Genomic DNA, 20,463 nt, shown 5'->3' on the forward strand with positions numbered 1-20,463 from the left:
GATTTGCTGGTTACAAACATGGATATATTGAACATGAGCGTCCTTCGGGCAAAGCCCTAATGGACGATCACCACCTTCCTAGAAGGTGGTTTAAGGGTTGAAAATAAAAAAGGGTTCGAAAGAACCCTTTTTACTCTCTATTATCTGACAAACATGAGGTAACTGAGTACCTCATGTCAGACTAGTCTCGTAGTGCTGCTGAAAACTTATCCGCAACAGATGCAACAATGGCATCAACCGAACCTGCGATATCGGCTTCTTCTAAAGTGCGCTCTACCGACTGTAGTGTAAGAGCAATAGCTAAACTCTTCTTGCCCTCTTCTACGCCTTTACCGACATACACATCAAATAGTTTAGCATCCGTTAATAATGCACCACCGGCTGACAAACATGCCGCAACAACATCACCAGAGTGCACGCTATCATCCACAACCAACGCAATATCGCGACGGTTAGCAGGGAATTTAGATACCGCTTCAGCTTCAGGAAGAACACGTTGGTTAATGGCATCCCATTCAACTTCGAATATGATAGTTCGACCATTTAGGCCAAATGCACGCTCTAGTTCTGGGTGAACAGTACCAATAACACCTACTTCTCTTTCCGTTTCCAGACCTGCATCAACGACAATAGCCGCAGACTGACCAGGATGTAATGCTGGGTGTTTTGTTGTCTTGAAAGAGTAACTGTTTTCATTCGCCGTGAGTTCTAATACTGCTTCTAAATCCCCTTTCAGGTCAAAGAAGTCAACAGTCTTAGTTGCAATGTCCCAATGCTCTTCGCTTTGAGTTCCAGCAATAACCCCTGCAAGTATTTGCTCTTGTCGCATACCGTTTTCAGCTTGCTCATCAGGAATAAAGCGTAAACCTGATTCAAACAAACGAACACGTGGTTGTTGGCGCTTTTGGTTGTGCACAACGGTATTTAACAATCCTTGCATAAGACCTAGACGCATCGCCGACATATCGGCAGAGATTGGGAACGGCAAAATCAAAGGCTCTATTTCCGGCACAAGTAATTTTTGCTGCTCTGGTTCTACAAAGCTATACGTAATCGCTTCATGATAACCACGATCTACAAGCAAATCACGAACACGTTTTAGCGGTTGATTAACCTCTTTATGTAGGTTCATGCTCAACGCAGCAACAGGTGCTTGGTTTGGAATGTTATCGTATCCATAGATACGACCTACTTCTTCAATTAAATCTTGCTCGATAGCAATATCAAAACGCCATGCAGGAGATACCGCACTCCAGCCTTGTTCTGTTTCAGATACTTGGCAACCAAGACGAGTTAGAATTTCTACAACATCTTCAGAGCTAATTTCATGACCAAGAAGTGCATCTAACTTGCTACGACGTAGTGAAACTGTGTTCGGTTTTGGCAAGTCATCTTGAGATTCAAAACCAGCAATAGGTCCCGCTTCACCACCACAAATCTCAACCAATAATTGAGTCGCACGCTCCATACACTCGGTTTGACGAGAGTAATCAACACCACGCTCGAAACGCATAGAGGCGTCTGTGTGCAAGCCATAGCTGCGAGCACGTCCACGAATAGCATCAGGCGCAAAGAACGCACACTCCAGTAGTACATTTTGGGTAGCACTTGTTACACCAGAACCTTCACCACCAAATACACCACCAATGGCTAAAGGTTTTTTATGGTCACAGATGATCAATGTATCGCTGTTTAACTCAGCTTCATTACCATCTAGCAAGGTGAGTTTCTCTCCTTGCTCAGCCAGACGTACCACAATTCCGCCATCAATCTTATCAAGATCAAAAGCATGCATTGGTTGGCCTTGTTCAAGCAGAACATAGTTGGTGATATCAACAACAGGATCAATAGAGCGAATACCACAACGACGCAGCTTCTCTTGCATCCAGATAGGAGTCTCAGCCGCTACATTCACGTTTTTCACCACACGTCCTAAGTAACGAGGGCAGGCATCGGCAGCTTTCACTTCAACCGCAACCGTGTCATCAATAGAAGAAGAAACCGCATCAAAAGCTGGCGTTTTCACTTCTTCACGATTAAGAACACCAACTTCACGAGCTAAACCTCGAAGACTAAAACAGTCAGCACGGTTAGCGGTTAAATCGACATCAATCGTTACATCATTAAGATCTAAGAACTCGCGGAAGTCAGTACCTATTTCGGCGCCGACTGGCAGCTCAAGGATACCGTCAGACTCAACATCAATACCTAGTTCAGTAAAAGAACACAGCATGCCGTGAGATGGTTGACCACGCAACTTAGCTTTCTTGATTTTAAAATCACCAGGCAAAACCGCTCCAACAGTAGCAACGGCAACTTTAATACCTTGACGACAATTAGGAGCACCACAAACGATGTCAAGAAGCTCTTCTTCACCAACATCGACTTTGGTCACTCGTAGTTTATCTGCATCTGGGTGTTGACCACACTCCACCACTTGACCGACTTTTACGCCGCTAAACGTTCCAGCTACGGGTAATACGTCATCGACCTCTAGGCCAGCCATTGTGATTTGGTGTGTTAGCTCGTCTGTAGTAATCGCAGGATTAACCCACTCACGTAGCCATGATTCATTGAATTTCATTGTTCGACTACCTCGAATTACTTGAACTGTTTAAGGAAACGAAGATCGTTCTCAAAGAACGCACGAAGATCGTTAACGCCGTAGCGAAGCATTGTTAGGCGCTCTACACCCATACCAAACGCAAAGCCTGAATATTTTTCAGGATCAATGCCAACAGAGCGCAATACATTTGGATGCACCATGCCGCAGCCTAGTACTTCTAACCATTTGCCATTTTTACCTTTAACATCAACTTCCGCTGATGGTTCAGTAAATGGGAAGTAGGAAGGACGGAAACGGACTTCTAGATCTTCTTCAAAAAAGTTACAAAGGAAGTCATTAAGAATACCCTTCAACTGGGCAAAATTCACATTTTCATCCACTAACATTCCTTCAACCTGATGGAACATTGGTGTATGCGTTTGGTCATAATCGTTACGATATACACGACCTGGAGCAATAAAACGCAAAGGTGGCTGACGCTCTTCCATCGTTCTGATTTGAACACCAGAAGTATGAGTACGAAGCATTAACTTAGGATTAAAGAAAAAGGTATCGTGATCAGTACGTGCTGGATGGTCATCGGCAATATTTAAAGCATCGAAGTTATGAAAATCATCTTCAATTTCAGGGCCAGACTCTACAGTAAATCCTAGTTCACCAAAGAAGCTTTCAATACGCTCGATGGTTCGAGTAACAGGGTGTAAACCACCGTTCTCAATACGACGACCTGGCAGAGTGACATCAATCGTTTCCGCAGCAAGTTTTGCTTCAAGCTCTGCGCGTTGCAATGCATCTTTTCTCGCAGCGATTGCCTGTTGAACGACACCTTTCGCTTTGTTGATCTCTTGACCAGCAGTACGACGTTCTTCCGGTGGAAGTTTACCTAAGCTTTGAAGTTGAGCGGTTAACTCGCCTTTCTTGCCTAGAAATTGAACTCGCACTTCGTCTAGTGCGACTAACGAATCAGCAGACTCAATCGCAAGCTGTGCGTTAGATATAATTTCTTGTAGATGTTGCATCTTTTCCTCATCTACCCAAGGGTAGTGTCCATAATTAAGGCGTTTTGCTCTTTCAAAATGGCGCTTTCATTTTGAAAGGTCAACACGCCTAGTACATAGTATTTGAATAGCTGTACATAGTAATCAAACCAAACGATATTGCCAATCTGAATATGTAGTTAAGCGTGTTATTGCTTAAAAAAACCACAATTTTTAAACAAGCTCTGGGTAAAACGCTACTTTAGAAAGGTTTTGTCTTGCTATAAGTCGCTCTCCATAGCTTAAGCTTCAGAAAAACATCGGCCAATTTCGTGCATTTCAAAACTAGATAACTCGTGCTGGATAACCAGATGATGAGTTAAATGGTAGAGAAGCGAAAATGAAAAAAGGGCCACAATCATGGGCCCTTTGGTTTTTAGTGTCGTCTTTGCCGTTAAGCGAGTTGAACAGAACGAACGCAGTTTTTACCACAATCTTTTGCCTTATATACAGACTCATCAGCAAGCTTAATAAGCTCACTGAGATCTTTCATTTGTGCCGTTCTACAACTCACCCCAACACTAATACTGCCATGCCAACAATACTGATCGTACTCCATTCTAATTAACTGAATCTGGCGATGCACTTTCTGTGCTAGTTTCATGCCGTTATTAAGATCTATGTTAGGGCAAACCACAATAAACTCATCACCACCAAGCCGACATACCGTATCAACTTGCCTAAAGCCCGACTGCAATTCTTTAGCCAGTTTAATCAGTACCGAGTCTCCCGCATCATGGCCACAATTATCATTAACTTGCTTAAATTTATCAGCATCAATAATCATGCAGACCAAATCGCTATCGTTCTCCTGAGCAAAATCCCACTGCTGAGACAGCTCTTGCATAGCAAATCGTCGATTGGGTAATTGGGTTAGTACATCGGTAAAAGATTGTCGTTGTAGCTTCTCGTTTGCGAGAGAGAGTTGTTCAGTGCGCTGCCTCACCTTCTCTTCTAATGATTGATTAAGCAGGACGAGCTGTTTATTTCGTTCTGACACTTGCTCAAACATAGCTTTTAGTGATTTCAACAGTGGGCCAACTGCTTCGTCATGTTCTCGCTCCCCCATTTCATAAGCATAGTCAGAATCAACACCTTGCTCTATTGCTGCAATCTGTCGTGCCATATTTTGGTCACTGCCTAAAATATGATAAACCAACCACTGTGCTAAGAAATCCCATAAGGATTGAGATAAATTGTCTCGGTTATCCGACACAGCCTCAGCAAACTCATTTAAGTCTCTAATGAATTTCTGGTGAGTAGCGTGATGCTCTTGAAAGTGCTGCTGCGAAATTCCAGCTCTCTTCATTAACATCTCTTCTTGGTAAAAGTGATAAGATGTATACGCTGACAACTCAACCAACACTTGCTTTGCATCCTCCAACGAAAAGTCATTTTCATTGGTAAGTTCACCATATTTATTAAGCAACTCAACTAGATAGAGATGTTGTTCATCAACCTCATCTATTCCTGTTTCAAAGCTCTTATCCCATTGAAATGACTTCATGCAGGTTACCTATGAAATGACTCTACTATGCATTTAAGTATATAATACAACGTACTGATAACACTTTAGTTTAGTCATAGAAAATAGACATGTATCCTAGTTCATATTCTGAAACTGTTAAGAATATTACCTAATTGCATTCTCTGCTTGGTTTACTGCCGATATATTGAGACAATCTAGCCCGAATCCCAATATCTTATGGTTTTATATGAAACTTTTAGTTCGCAACCTTTCTCGCGCAACAACTGAACACGAAATTCGTCTATTATTCTCCGCTCACGGTTCTGTTAAAGAGTGCACTTTAGTGCTTGATCAAGAAACTGGACAATCAAAAGGATTTGCTTTTGTTGAGATGCCAGAGAAAGATGAAGCTACTGCGGCCATCTCAGCTCTTAACTTAACCGAGGTGGCAAAAAGTAAGATTCGAGTAAAATTAGCTAACCGCTAACACTGAGGACAATAACGTCAGTAGAGGCAATTACTGACGTTACATTGTGCCACTTGCTACCTTGTAATATACCGCAGCAAAAAGAGCCGCAAATAGCAGCACGGTTACCAATAATTTTAACCATAACATTTTCATTTAATATATCCTCCTAAAGTTATCCAGAGCACGACATCAATTGTTATACCCTACTCTACGTTACTAACCTTTTAAAACCATGCTTTCAAATCAGTGCCTACTCAAGTCACCAAAAAGACAAAAACCACTAGTCCTTTATAGGTAATTTGTAACATGAATTGATCTAGATCATATTGTCGTTACAACAATACGTAATATGTTAACAGCTAGTTACACAACGGTAAAAGCAAAGGAGTGTCGTATGGAACTAAAACAAGACCCAAAGTGTTATACAGATGTATGTATTAATGGAAAATGGTTTCACCACGACCACTGTACAACCACAGTTTATATGTTAAAAGGTGGAGCTTCTCCATCCATTGAGCTGGCAAAGATGCCGACAACTGAAAATGAGTTAGTAGAGATGATAAATAATATCGTTTAACCCTTCAGCTAATGATCGGTGAATTGAGTGTTGGTATTCTAACTACCAGCACTCAACAACACTTAAAATCCTGCATCAGCTAGTTTCTTTCGCTTATCACATTCATGCAATACCGCTAATTTTTGTTGCTGGTTAAATGAACGCCAAGCGGCAATTTCGTCGAGCGTTCGAAAACAGCCAACACATCTGTCATTTTGATCTAAGCAGCAGTGCCGAATACAAGGCGACTGCGCTATTTCTTGCTCTTGATTGACCATATTACTCTTCTTATTGAGATAAATAATTGCAAGTGACTCGTCTCATCATTAGCCCAACGTTGCCAATCTAACTTAATCATTCTGCGACGGCTGGTTTAATCCCAGCTCTTTCTGCAACTTTTTTGTCAGCCCTAAGGATACCAACCGATATGATTCATTTAGATAATATATCAGCTCTTCATCTGTCTCTTCGCTACTTTCATAATGTTGGATCCACTTCATTCCTCTCGAGGCAAAATAAGGTGCAGGTTTATAACCCGATTGATCCGCTAGAAATTGATAATTGAGATCTGACGTTTTAAAAATAAATGCTGGCTGTTGGTCTGGGCCTAATCCACCTATGGCAAATACTTTTCCACCAACTTTCCAAACATGAGAATCATTCCACTGCATTACGTAGCTCGTCGCCGATAAAGACTGGCAATATTGATTAAACTCGTCGTATGTCATCGTTTTGCATCCTTATTATCACTACTCAACATGACGTTTGTTCCAATCACAAATATATACTAATCAGAGTAATCATAAGCAAAAAGTAAATTTTTACACAAAAAAAAAGAGACCCTAAGGTCTCTTTTTTAAAAGTCTGTATAACTGCGTCTAATTAAAGAGCAGCTTTCGCTTTTTCTACTAGAACTGCAAAAGCAGCTTTGTCGAATACAGCGATATCAGCAAGGATCTTACGATCGATCTCGATAGATGCTTTCTTAAGACCGTTAATGAAACGGCTGTAAGATAGACCATTTTGACGAGAAGCAGCGTTAATACGAGCGATCCATAGTTGACGGAACTGACGCTTTTTATTGCGACGGTCACGGTATGCATATTGACCAGCTTTAGTAACTGCTTGGAAAGCTACACGATATACACGTGAACGTGCACCGTAGTAACCTTTAGCTTGCTTTAGAACTTTCTTATGAGATGCACGAGCTTGTACACCACGTTTTACGCGAGGCATTATGTCTCTCCTAAACTATTAAATAAACTAAAAAGAATTAAGCGTATGGCAACATACGAATAACAGCAGCCACTTCACATTTAGGAAGGATTGCGTTAGGACGTAGTTGACGCTTGTTCTTAGTAGTACGCTTAGTCAGGATGTGACGTTTTGTAGCGTGCTTAAACTTTATACCACCAGCTGTTTTCTTAAAACGCTTAGCAGCACCTCGATTGGTTTTCATCTTAGGCATGATGAAGAACTCCGCATTGTTAGTTGTTAATAAACATAGTAATTAGGGCGAATAAAACCCCGTAGTACGAGACTACAGGGCTTAATTACTTGCAGGCCGATAATTACTTCTTCTTAGGGGCTAGCACCATGATCATTTGACGACCTTCTATTCTCGTTGGGAAAGATTCAACAACAGCTAATTCTTCTGTATCCACTTTCAAACGATTAAGAACATCGACACCGATCTCTTGGTGTGCCATTTCGCGACCACGGAAGCGAATTGTTACCTTCACTTTGTTGCCGTCTTCTAGGAAACGGGTCAGGTTGCGTAGTTTTACCTGATAGTCTCCAATATCAGTTCCAGGACGGAATTTAACTTCCTTAATCTGAACCTGCTTTTGCTTCTTCTTCTGCTCTTTAGCAGCTTTGCTCTTCTCAAAGAGGAACTTGCCATAGTCCATCACACGACAAACTGGTGGCTCGGCGTTAGGGCTGATCTCTACAAGATCCATACCAGCTTCTACGGCTGCATCTAATGCTTCAGCAATTGGTACTACACCAACTGGTTCACCATCTGCGCCAGTTAAACGAACTTCACGAACGCCACGAATTTCACCGTTTAAACGGTGCTGGTTTTGTTTGGCCGGTTGTTGGCCACGTCTTCCGCCTTTAATAGTTTATTCCTCCAGATTGAGCTTACGGCTTGAAACCTCAGCATTAAGGTGACTTATAAAGTCCTCTACCTTAAATTTACCTAGGTCCTTGCCCTTACGAGTACGTACTGCGATTTCACCGGCTTCCATTTCTTGGTCACCACATACCAACAAGTACGGTACACGTTTTAAAGTGTGTTCGCGGATTTTAAAGCCTATCTTCTCATTTCTCAAGTCCGGTTTGACTCTAAATCCAGATTTTTGCAATTTATTTGCAACTTCTTTAACGTAATCAGCTTGTTTGTCGGTAATATTCATAATTATAGCTTGCTCTGGTGCCAACCAAGTTGGGAAGAAACCAGCGTACTCTTCAATTAATATTCCGATAAAGCGCTCTAAAGAACCTAAAATTGCACGGTGAATCATTACAGGAATCAATCTTTCGTTGTTTTCACCAACGTAAGTTGCGCCCAAACGACCCGGCAAGTTGAAATCCAGCTGCACTGTACCACATTGCCATGCACGATCTAAACAGTCATGAAGGGTAAATTCAATTTTAGGGCCATAAAATGCCCCTTCACCTTCTTGAATGTCGTATTTAATATCAAGATTTTCTAACGATTCTTTCAGTGCTTCTTCTGAGCGATCCCAAATCTCGTCACTACCAACACGTTTTTCTGGTCTTGTAGATAGTTTTACTTCTATCTCTTCAAAACCAAATGTCTTGTAGACATCGTAAACCATCTTGATGCATTCAGTTACTTCGTCTTGAATCTGCTCTTCAGTACAAAATACGTGTGCATCGTCTTGGGTGAATCCACGTACACGCATTAACCCGTGTAGAGCACCAGACGGCTCATTACGATGACAGGAACCAAATTCCGCCATACGTAATGGTAGATCACGATATGATTTCAAACCTTGATTAAAGATTTGTACATGACCAGGACAGTTCATCGGCTTGATGGCATATTCGCGGTTCTCAGAACTGGTGGTAAACATAGCATCAGCGTATTTATCCCAGTGTCCTGAACGTTCCCACAATACGCGGTCCATCATTAATGGGCCTTTAACTTCTTGATAGCCGTATTCGTCCAATTTTGCACGAATAAACACTTCTAGATCACGGAAGATAGACCAACCATTGTGATGCCAGAACACCATTCCCGGCGCTTCTTGCTGCATATGGAAAAGATCTAGGTGCTTACCAATTTTACGGTGGTCGCGCTTCGCAGCTTCTTCCAAACGTGTTAAGTGAGCTTTAAGTGCTTTCTTATCATGAAAAGCTGTTCCGTAGATACGTTGCAGCATTTTATTGTCGCTATTACCACGCCAATAAGCGCCGGCAACATTCAACAGGGTGAAATGTTGACAGAAACCCATATGAGGAACATGCGGGCCACGACACATATCAATGTATTCTTCGTGGTGATATAAACCCGGACGATCGTCTTTTGCAACGTTCTCATCCAGAATTTCCATTTTGTATGTTTCGCCACGCGCTTCAAACACGTCGCGCGCTTCCTGCCAGCTTACCGTCTTTTTAATAACCTGATATTTGGTTTTTGCCAGCTCTTTCATACGCTTCTCTAGCGCATCGAGATCTTCTTGCGTTAAAGAATGCTCAAGATCGATATCGTAATAGAAGCCACTGTCTATGGTTGGACCAATAGCCATTTTGGCATCAGGAAAAAGCTGTTTAATGGCGTGACCCAATAAATGCGCACAAGAGTGACGTGCGATTTCTAGGCCATCATCATCTTTTGTGGTGATGATTTCTAGACTTGCATCGCTTTCGATTAAGTCACAAGCATCAACACGGTTGCCGTCTACACGACCAGCAATGGTGGCTTTAGCAAGACCAGGGCCGATAGATGCAGCGACATCAAGAGTTGACACAGGGTTATCAAATTGACGTTGACTACCGTCAGGAAGAGTAATTACAGGCATGATATATCCTTACAGTGGTGTTGCGTACCAAGCAACACATGCGAGTTCAAAAGTTTAAGTTATTTTCTTAATGAATCTCACTCAGTAATACGCATACCGGAAATTCATCAAGAGCGGAATTTTACCCGTTAAAGGCTGAATTGCAAAGAGAAGCTTTCAGTTTATCTACTTTTATTTATCATCCCTTAATCGACTCGTTGATAAGAGATAACCCAAAGTTTGGTAATTCCAGGATAAATGTCTGAAATAACCTGTTTAAGTTCAGTTAATGTCATGTTCTCTTGTGTGGCGTGATAATCGGTAAGTTGTTCAAACTGAATGGGTTCGACACTATTTATCTTCAAACGACAAAACCACCTATTCTCTTCAAAAGTACTGACTTCCACCGTACTTCCAACTAAAAAGTTGTTCTCGCTCTCGTCACGAATGGTGATTACCTTTTTACCAGACAAAATATCAGCAACAAATCGTTCAAAAAACGTCATTTCTGTTAAGTAAGAAGTAGACATAGCGGTCCTCTATTGTTCTTTTATATGTTTTGCCATCATAACAAATCTCATCCGTTAATTTGCAGAGATATTCTCTTTAGCGCCAAATAGGGTCACACTAACCGTCGCGAATAACACTATTTGTTATCAGCATTAATCTGTTAAAGTCGCACTATCTTATAAATCCCCGCCACTGGATAGACCATTCAATACACAAATTTGTATATAATTGGCCTGTTTTTGGCTATGAAAAGAATATTATGTTTCTATCACCTTATTTTTCAGTAAACAACGAGCAGTTTCAATTTACTCGTCAGCAAGCAAGTCACTTCGCTAAAAAAGTAGCTGGCGACTTTAACCCTATTCACGATGAAGACAATAAGCGTTTTTGTGTTCCTGGTGACCTTCTTTTTGCTGTATTACTGAAAAAAGAAGGCATTAGTCAAAAGATGCGATTCGACTTCTCTGGCATGGTAAGCGACGGGGTTGCTCTACATATCGAAGATAAGGGAGACACAGAGAGCTCACTGCTGGATGAAAAAGGCAAAGAGTATCTTCATATGAGCCATCATGGCGAAGTCAATCACGACCCAGATTTTATTGAACATGTAGTAAAAAACTATGTGCAGTTTTCTGGTATGAATTTCCCACACATAATGGTTCCTCTAATGGAAGAGCAGCAGATGATGATAAATTGTCAGCGACCATTGGTCATATATGAAAGCATGGAAATTGAATTTGACCGTTTAGATATCAGTCACCCAGAAGTGGTTTACTCTGGTGCTACGTTTGATGTAGAGGGTAAACGTGGTGTTGTTACACTCAACTTTGATTTTAAAGAAGATGGCATCATAGTTGGTAAAGGCGTTAAGCGTATGGTTGCCAGTGGTTTACGACCTTATGTGCAAGAAGATGTCGACGCTTTAGTTGCCCGTTTCTTTGAGTGTAAAGAGGCTTTTTTGCAAAAGCTTGATATCGCTGCCTAGCCAAGCAAAGTTATCCTCGAATCTGAATTGAACATTAAAAAGGTCTGCAACTTAATTGCAGACCTTTTTATTATATCCAACGTCTAACTCGAGCTTTATATTCACCATACTCTTGACCAAATTTAAGCTGTAAGTGCCTTTCCTCTGGTTCAATTTGAAAGCGATTCATGTAAAGAACAAAAAATACTGGCACCAACAAACACAATAAATTTTGCTGCCAATAGCCATAGCCAATCAAAAGTAGAAGCAGACCTAAATACATCGGGTTACGAGTTCTTTTGTACACGCCACTTTCAACCACGGTTGATGTTTTGTGCACATCAACTGGATGTACCGTAGTTTTCGCCTTTTTAAATTCGGCTATACCGCTTAAACCAAAATAACCACTGGCAACAAAACAGGCTGCAAAAACCAGCCATGTCAGTGGAAACCCTATTGAAAAAAGATCAATCATCGCAAGCAAATAACTCAAACCACCAGCAAGAATAAAAACCAGTACTGGTGGTACCTTAAGTTCAAGTGGCTGCATGGATACTCCTTTATACTAATTGAAGTAGAGCCTGAAGCGGATGATTAACCTTCTCCTCTTCAAACCTTTTTACTTGGCTTCGACAAGAGTAGCCTGAGACTAAACAGCGGTCTTTGGCTAATTTGGCAAAGTTAGGCTTCCAGCTTAAATCATAAATATCTTTGGATACTGATAATTTATCGGATTCATGTCCAAATGTTCCCGCCATACCACAACAACCGACAGAGACAGTTTCAAGAACACCACCAAAGTACTTGAATATCGTTTGCCACTCTTTTTCTGCATTTGGCATTCGAGTTTTCTCGGTACAGTGAGCAAATAGATACCAAGGAGGCTGCTGAGAAGCTTCACCCACTTGCAACGATTCAAGTTGGGCAAACAGATACTCGTGAACATTAAGCACGGTGAAGTCGCCCCTATCTTCCGCCAATATATCGGCATACTCATCTCGATAACAGAGCACTAAGGCAGGATCTACCCCAACCATGTCGATATCTAGATCAGCAAGCATATTTAGGAAAGAGGCGGTACTGGTTGCCGTTTCAGTAAATTGCTTTAAAAACCCTTTTATATGCTGAGCTTTACCGTTGGGCTTGAAAGGAACAAGCACTGGTTGTTTACCGACTTTCTTTAATAGAGCAACAAAGTCTGCTACTACCTCTGCCTCATAATATGAGGTAAATGGGTCTTGTACGATAAGCACATACTGCTGTTTTTGCTCTTTAGACAGTGCCGCCAACTTCTGCATATCAAATTTGATATCAGGTTGATTGACCAGATATTGTTGTAGCGTTGGTGATGATAATAGTGGAGCATCCACATAACCAATTGTTGAAGCCGTTAAACTTTGCATCCACTTTTGCGAAAGAGCCATATTGATCACTTTTGGTACTTTCGCCATCACTGGCAGCATAGTTTCGATGTTCGCCACCAAGTAATCTTTTGCAGGTCGTTGGTAACGTGAATAATAAAGATTTAAAAAACGCGCCCTGAAACTCGGAACATCTACCTTAATCGGACATTGAGTTCCACAAGCTTTACAAGCCAAGCAACCATTCATAGCCTCATAAACTTCATGCGAAAAATCGTATTCGTGACGCTTATTAACACTATTTCTCACTCTATCAATCATCATCTTGATGGTTGGATTATGCTGTAACGTCTTTTTCTCCATATCAAGGACATCGATACCCTGTTCAGTGAGCTGACGTAACCACTCTCTGACCAAACCTGCCCGACCTTTAGGAGAGTGACGTCGATCAGCCATCACCTTCATTGAAGGGCACATTGGTGAATTGACGTCATAATTAAAACATAAGCCGTTGCCATTGCATTCCATCGCCTGCTGGAAACTGTCTCGCACTTTAACGTCAATTTGGCGATCATAGTCAGCACGTTTTACTCCAGAGACTTTGACCAGTTCTGCTGCGCTATCCAAGGGCGTACAGATTTTACCGGGGTTCATTTTATTGTGCGGGTCAAAAGCAGATTTAACTCGACGCAATTCATGGAACAACTCATCACCAAAAAATTCAGGTCCATATTCAGATCGGAATCCTTTGCCATGTTCACCCCACATCAAACCGCCATACTTAGCAACCAGTTGGACAACTTGTTCTGAAATCTCCAACATGAGTTGCTCTTGCTGAGGGTCACAAAGATCCAGCGCTGGCCGAACATGAAGAACGCCAGTATCGACATGACCAAACATACCGTAATGTAGCGATTTTTTATCCAGTAGTTGACGAAACTCTGCAATAAAATCAGCAAGGTTTTCTGGTGGTACACAAGTATCTTCAACAAATGCTATCGGCTTGGCTTTACCTTTTGTCGCGCCTAATAAACCAACCGCTTTCTTACGCATATTGTAGATACGCCCTATGCTGGCCAGATCATTGCAGATTTGATAACCAATCACGCCATTAACTTCTTGCTCAATCATCGTATCGAGAGCCGCGGTTAGCTTATCGACGTCTTGCTGTATCTTTAACTCATCCAGCCCAGCAAACTCTACAATATTAATGCCCAACATCTCTTTGTTTGGCACATCTTGCAACAGATGACTAACCGTATTCCAAACGATATCTTGCTTAGCCAGATCGAGAACTTTGGAATCCACAGTCTCAACGGATAGAGCATTTGCTTGCACTAATAATGGCGCCGTTCGCAGAGCAGAATCAAAACTGTCGTATTTAACATTGACCAACACGCGAGATTTAGGAATGGCAGTTAAGTTCAGTTTTGCTTCAGTGATAAAAGCTAGCGACCCCTCTGAACCACAGAGAATTCGCGTAAAATCAAATTCATCCTGTTCATTAAGAGCATTTTTCAAATCGTAACCGGTTAGAAAGCGATTAAGTTTAGGGAATTTATCAACGATCTCGTTTCGTTTTGAACGACACACTTGTTCAGAAACTGAAAGCGCATTAAACGCATACTCCCCTTCTTCGGCAGAGCCCTTTGACCCATCAGTTTCATAAACCGAACCGTCTGCAAATACCGCTTGAAGCGATAAAACATGATCGGACGTCTTACCATAAACTAAAGAACCTTGCCCTGATGCATCGGTATTGATCATGCCCCCAAGAGTCGCCCTATTACTGGTGGAGAGCTCCGGGGAGAAGAAATAACCATAAGGCCGAACAGCGTCATTAAGTTGGTCTTTAACTATCCCTGTTTGAACACGAACCCATCCTTGCTCTTGATTGATTTCAAGAACCTGATTCATATGCCGAGAGAGGTCAACAACAATGCCTTGAGTCAGTGACTGACCATTTGTTCCAGTCCCTCCCCCACGAGGAGAAAATGTTATCCTTTCAAAATCGGCATCTTTTGAGATAAATCCGATTAGCATAATGTCTTCAGTTGATTTAGGATGAACTACCGCCTGAGGAAGCTGTTGATACACACTATTGTCAGTTGCAACAGCAAGACGGCTCGCATATTGGGTTTCGATATCGCCGCTAAATCCACGCTGTTTTAGCCTAGATAAAAACGTTACGACAACTGGATCTACATTAATTTCATTTTGTAATCTTGGTAACATATCGCTTCCTGCCCCGACATCACTGATTCCTGCAGTACGGGTATATGTGTTTTTTATGATTGCGGTCACTTTACAACATTTGAAATATTAACAAAACCACTGAGACTGCTAATCTTTTTATTCAATATTGAAAATTGCAAAGTAGTGTCGATACTACAGAACGGATCAAAATGAAAAAAAATAAAGTAGTAACAACAGAAGATATCCTTTTAAAACTGTGCCAATCAGTTTCTGGCGTACTCAGCTCTGCTACCAACTCTAATGTTGGATACTCAGCAATGGTGCAAAAAATCAATAAAACCTGTTTAAAACCCGACTTTGGCTGTTTTGTTCTTTTTGACGGCGGTTTCTCAGGTTTAGTGGTAATTAACTTTACCTCTCAAGCGGCATTAGAAGTTTACACAAACTATATGAGAAATATGGGAATGCCAGAAGAAGAGTTGGCCATTTTGCATACCTCTGATGAAGTTGGTGATGTACTTGGTGAGTTAATGAACCAGTTGGTTGGTGACTTTACCAGTAAGATTCGTAAAGATCTTAAAACCAACATCACTCAAAACCAACCTAAGATGCTGGCGATTAACAAACAAGTATTAATTTCCATTGATACTAACCTCGATCGTCCACAGGCGAGACGCGTCACCTTTACTACAGAAAATAACAACATTTTCTACCTTGAACTGGCGATGGATAAAACCGAGTTTATTCAGCTTGAAGAGTTTGATATTGAAGAAGATGAATCACCTGACGCAATACTAGAAGCTGAGCAGAATAAAAAACCAAAGAACAGCCAGAATGATACCGCAGCAAACGACATCTCTAATGACCTGTTAGATGAATTAGGTATCTAAACCTTATCTCACTCTTATCAAAAAACCGCTTTATAGGCGGTTTTTTATTGCCTGTTATCTACGGGGATAACTTTAATTCCCCACAAAAAATCGGTAAAATGGCCGACTGGCCTTTTCAAACTGGTTGTTTTTAATAATTTCAATGGATAAAAAGAAAGCCCTAAAAAAGATCGCTAAGTGTCTTGAACTCGGAAATTCAGCAAACGTTAACGAAGCTGCTCAAGCAATTAAAATGGCGCACCGCCTTATGCTTAAGTATGGCCTTGATAAAGACGATATTGAATTTATTAAAATGGGCAAAACACAATCTACCCATCTGCTACCTGCAAGTATTAGTTCGACGATTCTACGAGTAATTAGAGGCATCAATACAAAATTTGGTGTTGAAGCCGTATTGCTAAATCACAAAGGTTTAAAACGTGTTGAGTTTATCGGGGAAGCAGACAGAGCGATTTTTGGTGCATTTGCTTTCGATATTATCTACCGCGAGATGAACGAACAAACTGGTCAGTTTCGCAATAGTTTTGCCGGTTCAGGAACCAGCAATACAGAAGTCACAAGACGCGTTAACTCTTTTGTTTCAGGTTGGGTAGAAGGCGCATTAGAAAAGCTACCAGTAATAGCACCAGATGATGACTCCAATAACAAAATAAACAACTATATTGACCGAGAGTTCAAAAATATAGACCGTGAAACATTTAAACAGCAATTAAAAGAAGCAATGAAAAATATCACCGCCGATTATGAAGTCGGGCTTAAAAAAGGGCGTAAGCTATCAGTAAATAAGCCTGTCGATGGTGCAAAAGCTCATAAGATGCTTAAATGATAGAGAACAGTTGAAAATTAACAGGGAGAGCGGCATTAGTATGAGAAGCAGTACAGCATTTATTCACTATGTTTGGCTTTTCTTTCTTGTTAGCTCTACTGTACTCGCCCAGCCTAGCAAAGAACTGATTGAACAAGCAGAAGACAATCAACTCGAAGCACAAATAGCGGTTGCACAGCAATATCAGTCAGAAAATAAGTTTAAGCAAGCACACTATTGGTATCTAAAAGCCGCGCTGCAAGGAGATAGCAAAGCGCTGCAATCTCTTGGTCAGTTGTATGAACAACAAAAACAACCGATAAATCCACTCAACGTATCTGAAAACTGGTACCAACTGGCAATAGATACGGGAAACAGTGATGCTGAAGATGGCTATTCTCGTGTATTAGAAGCACTTTTCAACCAGCAACGTGCAAAACAGGTCTCATCTATCGCCCTACTGGATCAACATATTGATCAAGACATTACCACCGACTCTAATAAAAGCAGCACAACAGTAAAACCTGAGAAAAGTCGCTTAGTTGAACCAGAAATCATTATTATTTCATCCATATTACTTGTCGTTGTTTTTGCTGTCGCACTACGACGAAAAATGAGAAGCCACAAACAGAGCAATTTATCAAAGTTGGAAAAAACCATTGCACAGCAAAGTAAAAAAATTAGATCACTTCAACTGCACCTGAACAAAGCCCATCTTCAACTTAAACGAAATCAACAAGTAGAAAAAACCGTATCCAATGACAATAAACTGGTAACGGCTTGTGCCGTTCTTGGTTATGTCCCTAATCGCATTCCTGATGAAAAACAGATCAAACTACGTTACAAAATGTTAAGCCGCATCTACCATCCAGACACACATGGCAGCGATGAAGAGATGAAGAGACTAAATTCCGCGATTAAAATAGTGATTTCTCATGTTAAAAGCAGCAAAGCCTAACCCGCGATAACAAACAATTAACATTTTCTCTATTTATATGTATAATCCTTGGTCGAATTACCTTAATGATCCCCCGTTTGGGATCAGAAAATCGGCATAATCGTCTATGTTATCCGAATATTAGATTCTGAAATTTCTGCTAAAGGAGAGTCATTGTGTTCAAAAAACAAGGTATATGTGATTGGTGTAGTAAAATGAGTCTATTAGCCCGTCATGACTATATAGACGGAAAATACCATTTCTCGTGTGCTAGTTGCCATGACATCGCAACATTAGACGTCCGTCTATTCAATAAAGATGAACTCACACTCAATGGAAGCCGCTACGATAGCATGCAAAAATAGTTGTAGCTTCAGTCGCCTAGACAATCTGATTGAATTTCGTTATCGCCAATAAATATCAAAATGCAAAAGAGAACAGCATTAAACTCTTTAGTTCAAAATCATCGAAGTCAATAGCCATTTTCTCTCAACGTTATCTAACACTGACTTAGATTCGTTAATACGTTCACGTCTTACTTTCCGCAACTTTTGATTACTAACGGTTAACCCAGCATGACTATGCTGCGCAAAATTGCATCTTTAGCTAAAGCTCATAAATTCTCGCAAACAACGCTTTCTTCTTTATTTCTGGGCTTTGCAAAGCGATCTCGCTTGTTTTTTCCACACTCTGTTTACTAAACAGGCAAAAAAACAGTTGCACTCCGATCAAATTACAAGTACTGTTGTTTTATACAGTATGTACATAGGAACAGTATGATGCTTCAAATAAACGCAAATAAAAAAGCCTACTCAGTATTAAGCCCTATTTCATCTAGCGCAATCAGTTTCCCTGTTGCAGAAAATAGCGTGTACCAAAACTTAGCTAAGCTATCAAATAAAAAACAATGGGTTTTATTTACCGCTAACTGTCCTCGTCCTACTCAACATGAACTAACAAGACATAATGTTAGTTGCGATAAAGTCATCCATATGAAGCCCTCAATACAGTTCAGCGAAGAACAAATTGTCGTTAAAGCCATTCAAGCGAGAACAGCCAGCGCTATTGTTGCAAGTAGCGATCTTCAACAGGACGCCAAAAACCGAATTCAACGGATTGCCAGCAATTATAGTTGCGAAGTTTTTTTCTTATCTCAACCTACTGCCTCTTCATTATCAACAGCTCAGTTACACTAACTAAAACTTAACATATCAAGTTCATAGCCATTAATGTTCCTGCATTAATGGCTTTTTACTATTATAGTTCCGCAATATTAAGCAAACGTTTGCTTTTTATCTGGAAGCTTTAAAAAGTTCTGGTATTATTCTCTTTCGATGCCGATGCTAGCTATTAAGATGGCACTATATTAATTATTAGACAAACTAAGGAATGTCGAATGAGTCTTGCAGATCAAGTCCTTGCTGTTAACGATGATTTTCCTATCCGTACTGACCAAGCAGTGCATAGTGGAAAAGTTCGTTCTGTTTATTGGTTAACTAAACAAGATAGTCAGAGACTAATTAAACTTAAAGGGTATGACGTTTCACCAGACGCACCATTGGCGATTATGGTCATCAGTGATCGAATTTCTGCGTTCGACTGTATATGGTCTGGAGAAAATGGACTTAAAGGCGTTCCCGGTAAAGGCGCTGCACTCAATGCCATTTCGAATCACTGGTTTTCACTATTTAAGCAGCAAGGTTTAGCAGACAGTCATATTCTAGATATTCCTCACCCTTTTGTTTGGATAGTTCAAAAAGCCAAACCCGTTATGATTGAAGCTATTTGCCGAAACTACATCACTGGTTCAATGTGGCGTGCATACCAAAAAGGCGAAAGAGAGTTCTGCGGTATAAAGTTACCCGAAGGTCTAGAAAAAGACAGTAAGCTACCAAACCTACTCATTACGCCATCCACAAAAGGGATACTAAAGGGAATACCCGGTGTTCCTGAAGCAGACGACGTCAATATCACCCAACAAAACATTATTGATAACTACGCCTCTTTTAATTTCAATTCTGCGGATGATATTCCTCAGTACGAGCAACTACTAAAACAAGGCTTTAATGTTATCCACGATGCCCTTGATAAAGTAGGCCAACTGTTTGTTGATACCAAATTTGAGTTTGGTTATGTCACTGATCGTTCAGGCTCGTCCAAACTTATATACATGGATGAAGTGGGCACACCAGATTCATCTAGAATCTGGGATAAGCAAGAGTACCAAAACGGCAATATTGTAGAAAACTCTAAAGAAGGTTTCCGTCAATTCTTGCTAAATTACTTTCCTGACGCTGATATTTTACTCAACAAAGACCGAATGGTTGAAAGAGAAGCATTAGCCAATAACAATCTGCTCCCTCAAGAAGCGATTATGCAAGTTTCCACAACCTATCTAAATATTGCTGAAAAAATCACGGGGAAGAAAGTGCCACTAAGTTCCAACCCTAAACAGGAGATCATCGATATCTTAGATAAGGAATATGACCTTATCGTAAAATAAGCCCTAATCGCTGATCGAGTCAATTTACTAACGTAACAGGGACAATTAAGTCCCTGTTTTACGTCATTCCCACCATCATCCACTAATCCTGTTATCAAATATTTACATCTCCCTGAAATATTTTTACTAAATACTAGGTCGAATAGATATACACAATTTACTATGACCCA

The 20,463-nt window shown here is 40.7% G+C and carries 21 protein-coding genes; 9 read left to right on the forward strand and 12 right to left on the reverse strand.

All coding sequences use genetic code 11. The features are described from left to right. Nucleotides 1-181: 181 nt before the first annotated feature. From pheT to F0227_RS17880, 3 genes are all read right to left on the reverse strand, one after another. Nucleotides 182-2,584 (reverse strand): phenylalanine--tRNA ligase subunit beta, encoded by a 2,403-nt coding sequence (gene pheT, locus F0227_RS17870; RefSeq protein WP_171754608.1) that lies wholly within the window; start codon nucleotides 2,582-2,584, stop codon nucleotides 182-184. 17 nt (nucleotides 2,585-2,601) lie between these two features. Next, nucleotides 2,602-3,585: a phenylalanine--tRNA ligase subunit alpha gene (pheS, locus tag F0227_RS17875; protein ID WP_171754609.1), complete on the reverse strand. Its 984-nt coding sequence runs from the start codon at nucleotides 3,583-3,585 to the stop codon at nucleotides 2,602-2,604. Nucleotides 3,586-3,997: 412 nt separating this feature from the next. After that, a complete protein-coding gene (locus tag F0227_RS17880) occupies nucleotides 3,998-5,110 on the reverse strand; it encodes a GGDEF domain-containing protein (protein ID WP_171754610.1) in 1,113 nt (370 codons plus the stop codon). Nucleotides 5,111-5,318: 208 nt separating this feature from the next. Between F0227_RS17880 and F0227_RS17885 the strand changes: the two genes are divergently transcribed. Together F0227_RS17885 and F0227_RS17890 are read left to right on the forward strand one after the other, a co-directional pair. Then, a complete protein-coding gene (locus F0227_RS17885) occupies nucleotides 5,319-5,558 on the forward strand; it encodes an RNA-binding protein (RefSeq protein ID WP_171754611.1) in 240 nt (79 codons plus the stop codon). A gap of 376 nt (nucleotides 5,559-5,934) precedes the next feature. Further along, complete coding sequence (locus F0227_RS17890) at nucleotides 5,935-6,117, forward strand: hypothetical protein (protein WP_171754612.1); 183 nt, start codon at nucleotides 5,935-5,937, stop codon at nucleotides 6,115-6,117. Between the two features lie 62 nt (nucleotides 6,118-6,179). Here F0227_RS17890 and F0227_RS17895 read toward each other — a convergent pair whose 3' ends face one another. From F0227_RS17895 to yqfB, 7 genes are all read right to left on the reverse strand, one after another. Further along, entirely contained in the window at nucleotides 6,180-6,374 is a 195-nt protein-coding gene (locus tag F0227_RS17895; RefSeq protein WP_171754613.1) for a DUF1289 domain-containing protein, read from the reverse strand. 72 nt (nucleotides 6,375-6,446) lie between these two features. After that, complete coding sequence (locus F0227_RS17900; protein WP_171754614.1) at nucleotides 6,447-6,824, reverse strand: MmcQ/YjbR family DNA-binding protein; 378 nt, start codon at nucleotides 6,822-6,824, stop codon at nucleotides 6,447-6,449. Nucleotides 6,825-6,978: 154 nt separating this feature from the next. Then, nucleotides 6,979-7,332: a 50S ribosomal protein L20 gene (rplT, locus tag F0227_RS17905; RefSeq protein ID WP_171754615.1), complete on the reverse strand. Its 354-nt coding sequence runs from the start codon at nucleotides 7,330-7,332 to the stop codon at nucleotides 6,979-6,981. A gap of 37 nt (nucleotides 7,333-7,369) precedes the next feature. Further along, a complete protein-coding gene (gene rpmI / locus F0227_RS17910; RefSeq protein WP_171754616.1) occupies nucleotides 7,370-7,564 on the reverse strand; it encodes a 50S ribosomal protein L35 in 195 nt (64 codons plus the stop codon). A gap of 103 nt (nucleotides 7,565-7,667) precedes the next feature. Then, entirely contained in the window at nucleotides 7,668-8,219 is a 552-nt protein-coding gene (infC, locus tag F0227_RS17915; RefSeq protein ID WP_171754647.1) for a translation initiation factor IF-3, read from the reverse strand. 3 nt (nucleotides 8,220-8,222) lie between these two features. Further along, nucleotides 8,223-10,148, reverse strand: coding sequence for a threonine--tRNA ligase (gene thrS, locus F0227_RS17920; protein ID WP_171754617.1), 1,926 nt, complete (start codon nucleotides 10,146-10,148; stop codon nucleotides 8,223-8,225). Nucleotides 10,149-10,333: 185 nt separating this feature from the next. Continuing rightward, nucleotides 10,334-10,657 (reverse strand): N(4)-acetylcytidine aminohydrolase, encoded by a 324-nt coding sequence (gene yqfB / locus F0227_RS17925; RefSeq protein WP_171754618.1) that lies wholly within the window; start codon nucleotides 10,655-10,657, stop codon nucleotides 10,334-10,336. Nucleotides 10,658-10,896: 239 nt separating this feature from the next. On the opposite strand from yqfB, the gene F0227_RS17930 reads away from it, so the two are divergent. Beyond that, nucleotides 10,897-11,622: a DUF3581 domain-containing protein gene (locus F0227_RS17930; RefSeq protein WP_171754619.1), complete on the forward strand. Its 726-nt coding sequence runs from the start codon at nucleotides 10,897-10,899 to the stop codon at nucleotides 11,620-11,622. A 70-nt stretch (nucleotides 11,623-11,692) separates the two neighbouring features. On the opposite strand, the gene F0227_RS17935 is transcribed toward F0227_RS17930, so the two are convergent. Together F0227_RS17935 and F0227_RS17940 are read right to left on the reverse strand one after the other, a co-directional pair. Further along, nucleotides 11,693-12,151: an isoprenylcysteine carboxylmethyltransferase family protein gene (locus F0227_RS17935; RefSeq protein WP_171754620.1), complete on the reverse strand. Its 459-nt coding sequence runs from the start codon at nucleotides 12,149-12,151 to the stop codon at nucleotides 11,693-11,695. Nucleotides 12,152-12,161: 10 nt separating this feature from the next. Beyond that, nucleotides 12,162-15,197, reverse strand: a complete 3,036-nt coding sequence (locus tag F0227_RS17940) for an FAD-binding and (Fe-S)-binding domain-containing protein (protein WP_171754648.1) — start codon at nucleotides 15,195-15,197, stop codon at nucleotides 12,162-12,164. Between the two features lie 170 nt (nucleotides 15,198-15,367). Here F0227_RS17940 and F0227_RS17945 point away from each other — a divergent pair, with 170 nt between their 5' ends. From F0227_RS17945 to F0227_RS17970, 6 genes are all read left to right on the forward strand, one after another. Then, nucleotides 15,368-16,048, forward strand: coding sequence for a DUF3334 family protein (locus F0227_RS17945; RefSeq protein WP_171754621.1), 681 nt, complete (start codon nucleotides 15,368-15,370; stop codon nucleotides 16,046-16,048). A 142-nt stretch (nucleotides 16,049-16,190) separates the two neighbouring features. After that, on the forward strand, nucleotides 16,191-16,874 hold the full coding sequence (locus tag F0227_RS17950; protein ID WP_171754622.1) for a DUF2786 domain-containing protein: 684 nt from the start codon (nucleotides 16,191-16,193) through the stop codon (nucleotides 16,872-16,874). Between the two features lie 40 nt (nucleotides 16,875-16,914). Further along, nucleotides 16,915-17,811 carry a J domain-containing protein gene (locus F0227_RS17955; RefSeq protein ID WP_171754623.1) on the forward strand — a complete coding sequence of 299 codons (897 nt, stop codon included), beginning with the start codon at nucleotides 16,915-16,917 and terminating at the stop codon, nucleotides 17,809-17,811. 155 nt (nucleotides 17,812-17,966) lie between these two features. After that, a complete protein-coding gene (locus F0227_RS17960) occupies nucleotides 17,967-18,155 on the forward strand; it encodes a hypothetical protein (RefSeq protein WP_171754624.1) in 189 nt (62 codons plus the stop codon). Between the two features lie 411 nt (nucleotides 18,156-18,566). Continuing rightward, nucleotides 18,567-18,986: a hypothetical protein gene (locus F0227_RS17965; protein WP_171754625.1), complete on the forward strand. Its 420-nt coding sequence runs from the start codon at nucleotides 18,567-18,569 to the stop codon at nucleotides 18,984-18,986. A gap of 200 nt (nucleotides 18,987-19,186) precedes the next feature. After that, nucleotides 19,187-20,293: a phosphoribosylaminoimidazolesuccinocarboxamide synthase gene (locus F0227_RS17970; RefSeq protein ID WP_171754626.1), complete on the forward strand. Its 1,107-nt coding sequence runs from the start codon at nucleotides 19,187-19,189 to the stop codon at nucleotides 20,291-20,293. The last annotated feature ends 170 nt before the right edge of the window (nucleotides 20,294-20,463 follow it).

The organism is Vibrio sp. 99-8-1 (genome assembly GCF_013114595.1).
Classification (GTDB): domain Bacteria; phylum Pseudomonadota; class Gammaproteobacteria; order Enterobacterales; family Vibrionaceae; genus Vibrio.

Bases quoted from the DNA above. Each gene is read 5' to 3' on its own strand.
- pheT (WP_171754608.1), bottom strand. From the start codon at position 2,584: ATGAAATTCAATGAATCATGGCTACGTGAGTGGGTTAATCCTGCGATT.
- pheS (WP_171754609.1), bottom strand. From the start codon at position 3,585: ATGCAACATCTACAAGAAATTATATCTAACGCACAGCTTGCGATTGAG.
- F0227_RS17880 (WP_171754610.1), bottom strand. From the start codon at position 5,110: ATGAAGTCATTTCAATGGGATAAGAGCTTTGAAACAGGAATAGATGAG.
- F0227_RS17885 (WP_171754611.1), top strand. From the start codon at position 5,319: ATGAAACTTTTAGTTCGCAACCTTTCTCGCGCAACAACTGAACACGAA.
- F0227_RS17890 (WP_171754612.1), top strand. From the start codon at position 5,935: ATGGAACTAAAACAAGACCCAAAGTGTTATACAGATGTATGTATTAAT.
- F0227_RS17895 (WP_171754613.1), bottom strand. From the start codon at position 6,374: ATGGTCAATCAAGAGCAAGAAATAGCGCAGTCGCCTTGTATTCGGCAC.
- F0227_RS17900 (WP_171754614.1), bottom strand. From the start codon at position 6,824: ATGACATACGACGAGTTTAATCAATATTGCCAGTCTTTATCGGCGACG.
- rplT (WP_171754615.1), bottom strand. From the start codon at position 7,332: ATGCCTCGCGTAAAACGTGGTGTACAAGCTCGTGCATCTCATAAGAAA.
- rpmI (WP_171754616.1), bottom strand. From the start codon at position 7,564: ATGCCTAAGATGAAAACCAATCGAGGTGCTGCTAAGCGTTTTAAGAAA.
- thrS (WP_171754617.1), bottom strand. From the start codon at position 10,148: ATGCCTGTAATTACTCTTCCTGACGGTAGTCAACGTCAATTTGATAAC.
- yqfB (WP_171754618.1), bottom strand. From the start codon at position 10,657: ATGTCTACTTCTTACTTAACAGAAATGACGTTTTTTGAACGATTTGTT.
- F0227_RS17930 (WP_171754619.1), top strand. From the start codon at position 10,897: ATGTTTCTATCACCTTATTTTTCAGTAAACAACGAGCAGTTTCAATTT.
- F0227_RS17935 (WP_171754620.1), bottom strand. From the start codon at position 12,151: ATGCAGCCACTTGAACTTAAGGTACCACCAGTACTGGTTTTTATTCTT.
- F0227_RS17940 (WP_171754648.1), bottom strand. From the start codon at position 15,197: ATGTTACCAAGATTACAAAATGAAATTAATGTAGATCCAGTTGTCGTA.
- F0227_RS17945 (WP_171754621.1), top strand. From the start codon at position 15,368: ATGAAAAAAAATAAAGTAGTAACAACAGAAGATATCCTTTTAAAACTG.
- F0227_RS17950 (WP_171754622.1), top strand. From the start codon at position 16,191: ATGGATAAAAAGAAAGCCCTAAAAAAGATCGCTAAGTGTCTTGAACTC.
- F0227_RS17955 (WP_171754623.1), top strand. From the start codon at position 16,915: ATGAGAAGCAGTACAGCATTTATTCACTATGTTTGGCTTTTCTTTCTT.
- F0227_RS17965 (WP_171754625.1), top strand. From the start codon at position 18,567: ATGATGCTTCAAATAAACGCAAATAAAAAAGCCTACTCAGTATTAAGC.
- F0227_RS17970 (WP_171754626.1), top strand. From the start codon at position 19,187: ATGAGTCTTGCAGATCAAGTCCTTGCTGTTAACGATGATTTTCCTATC.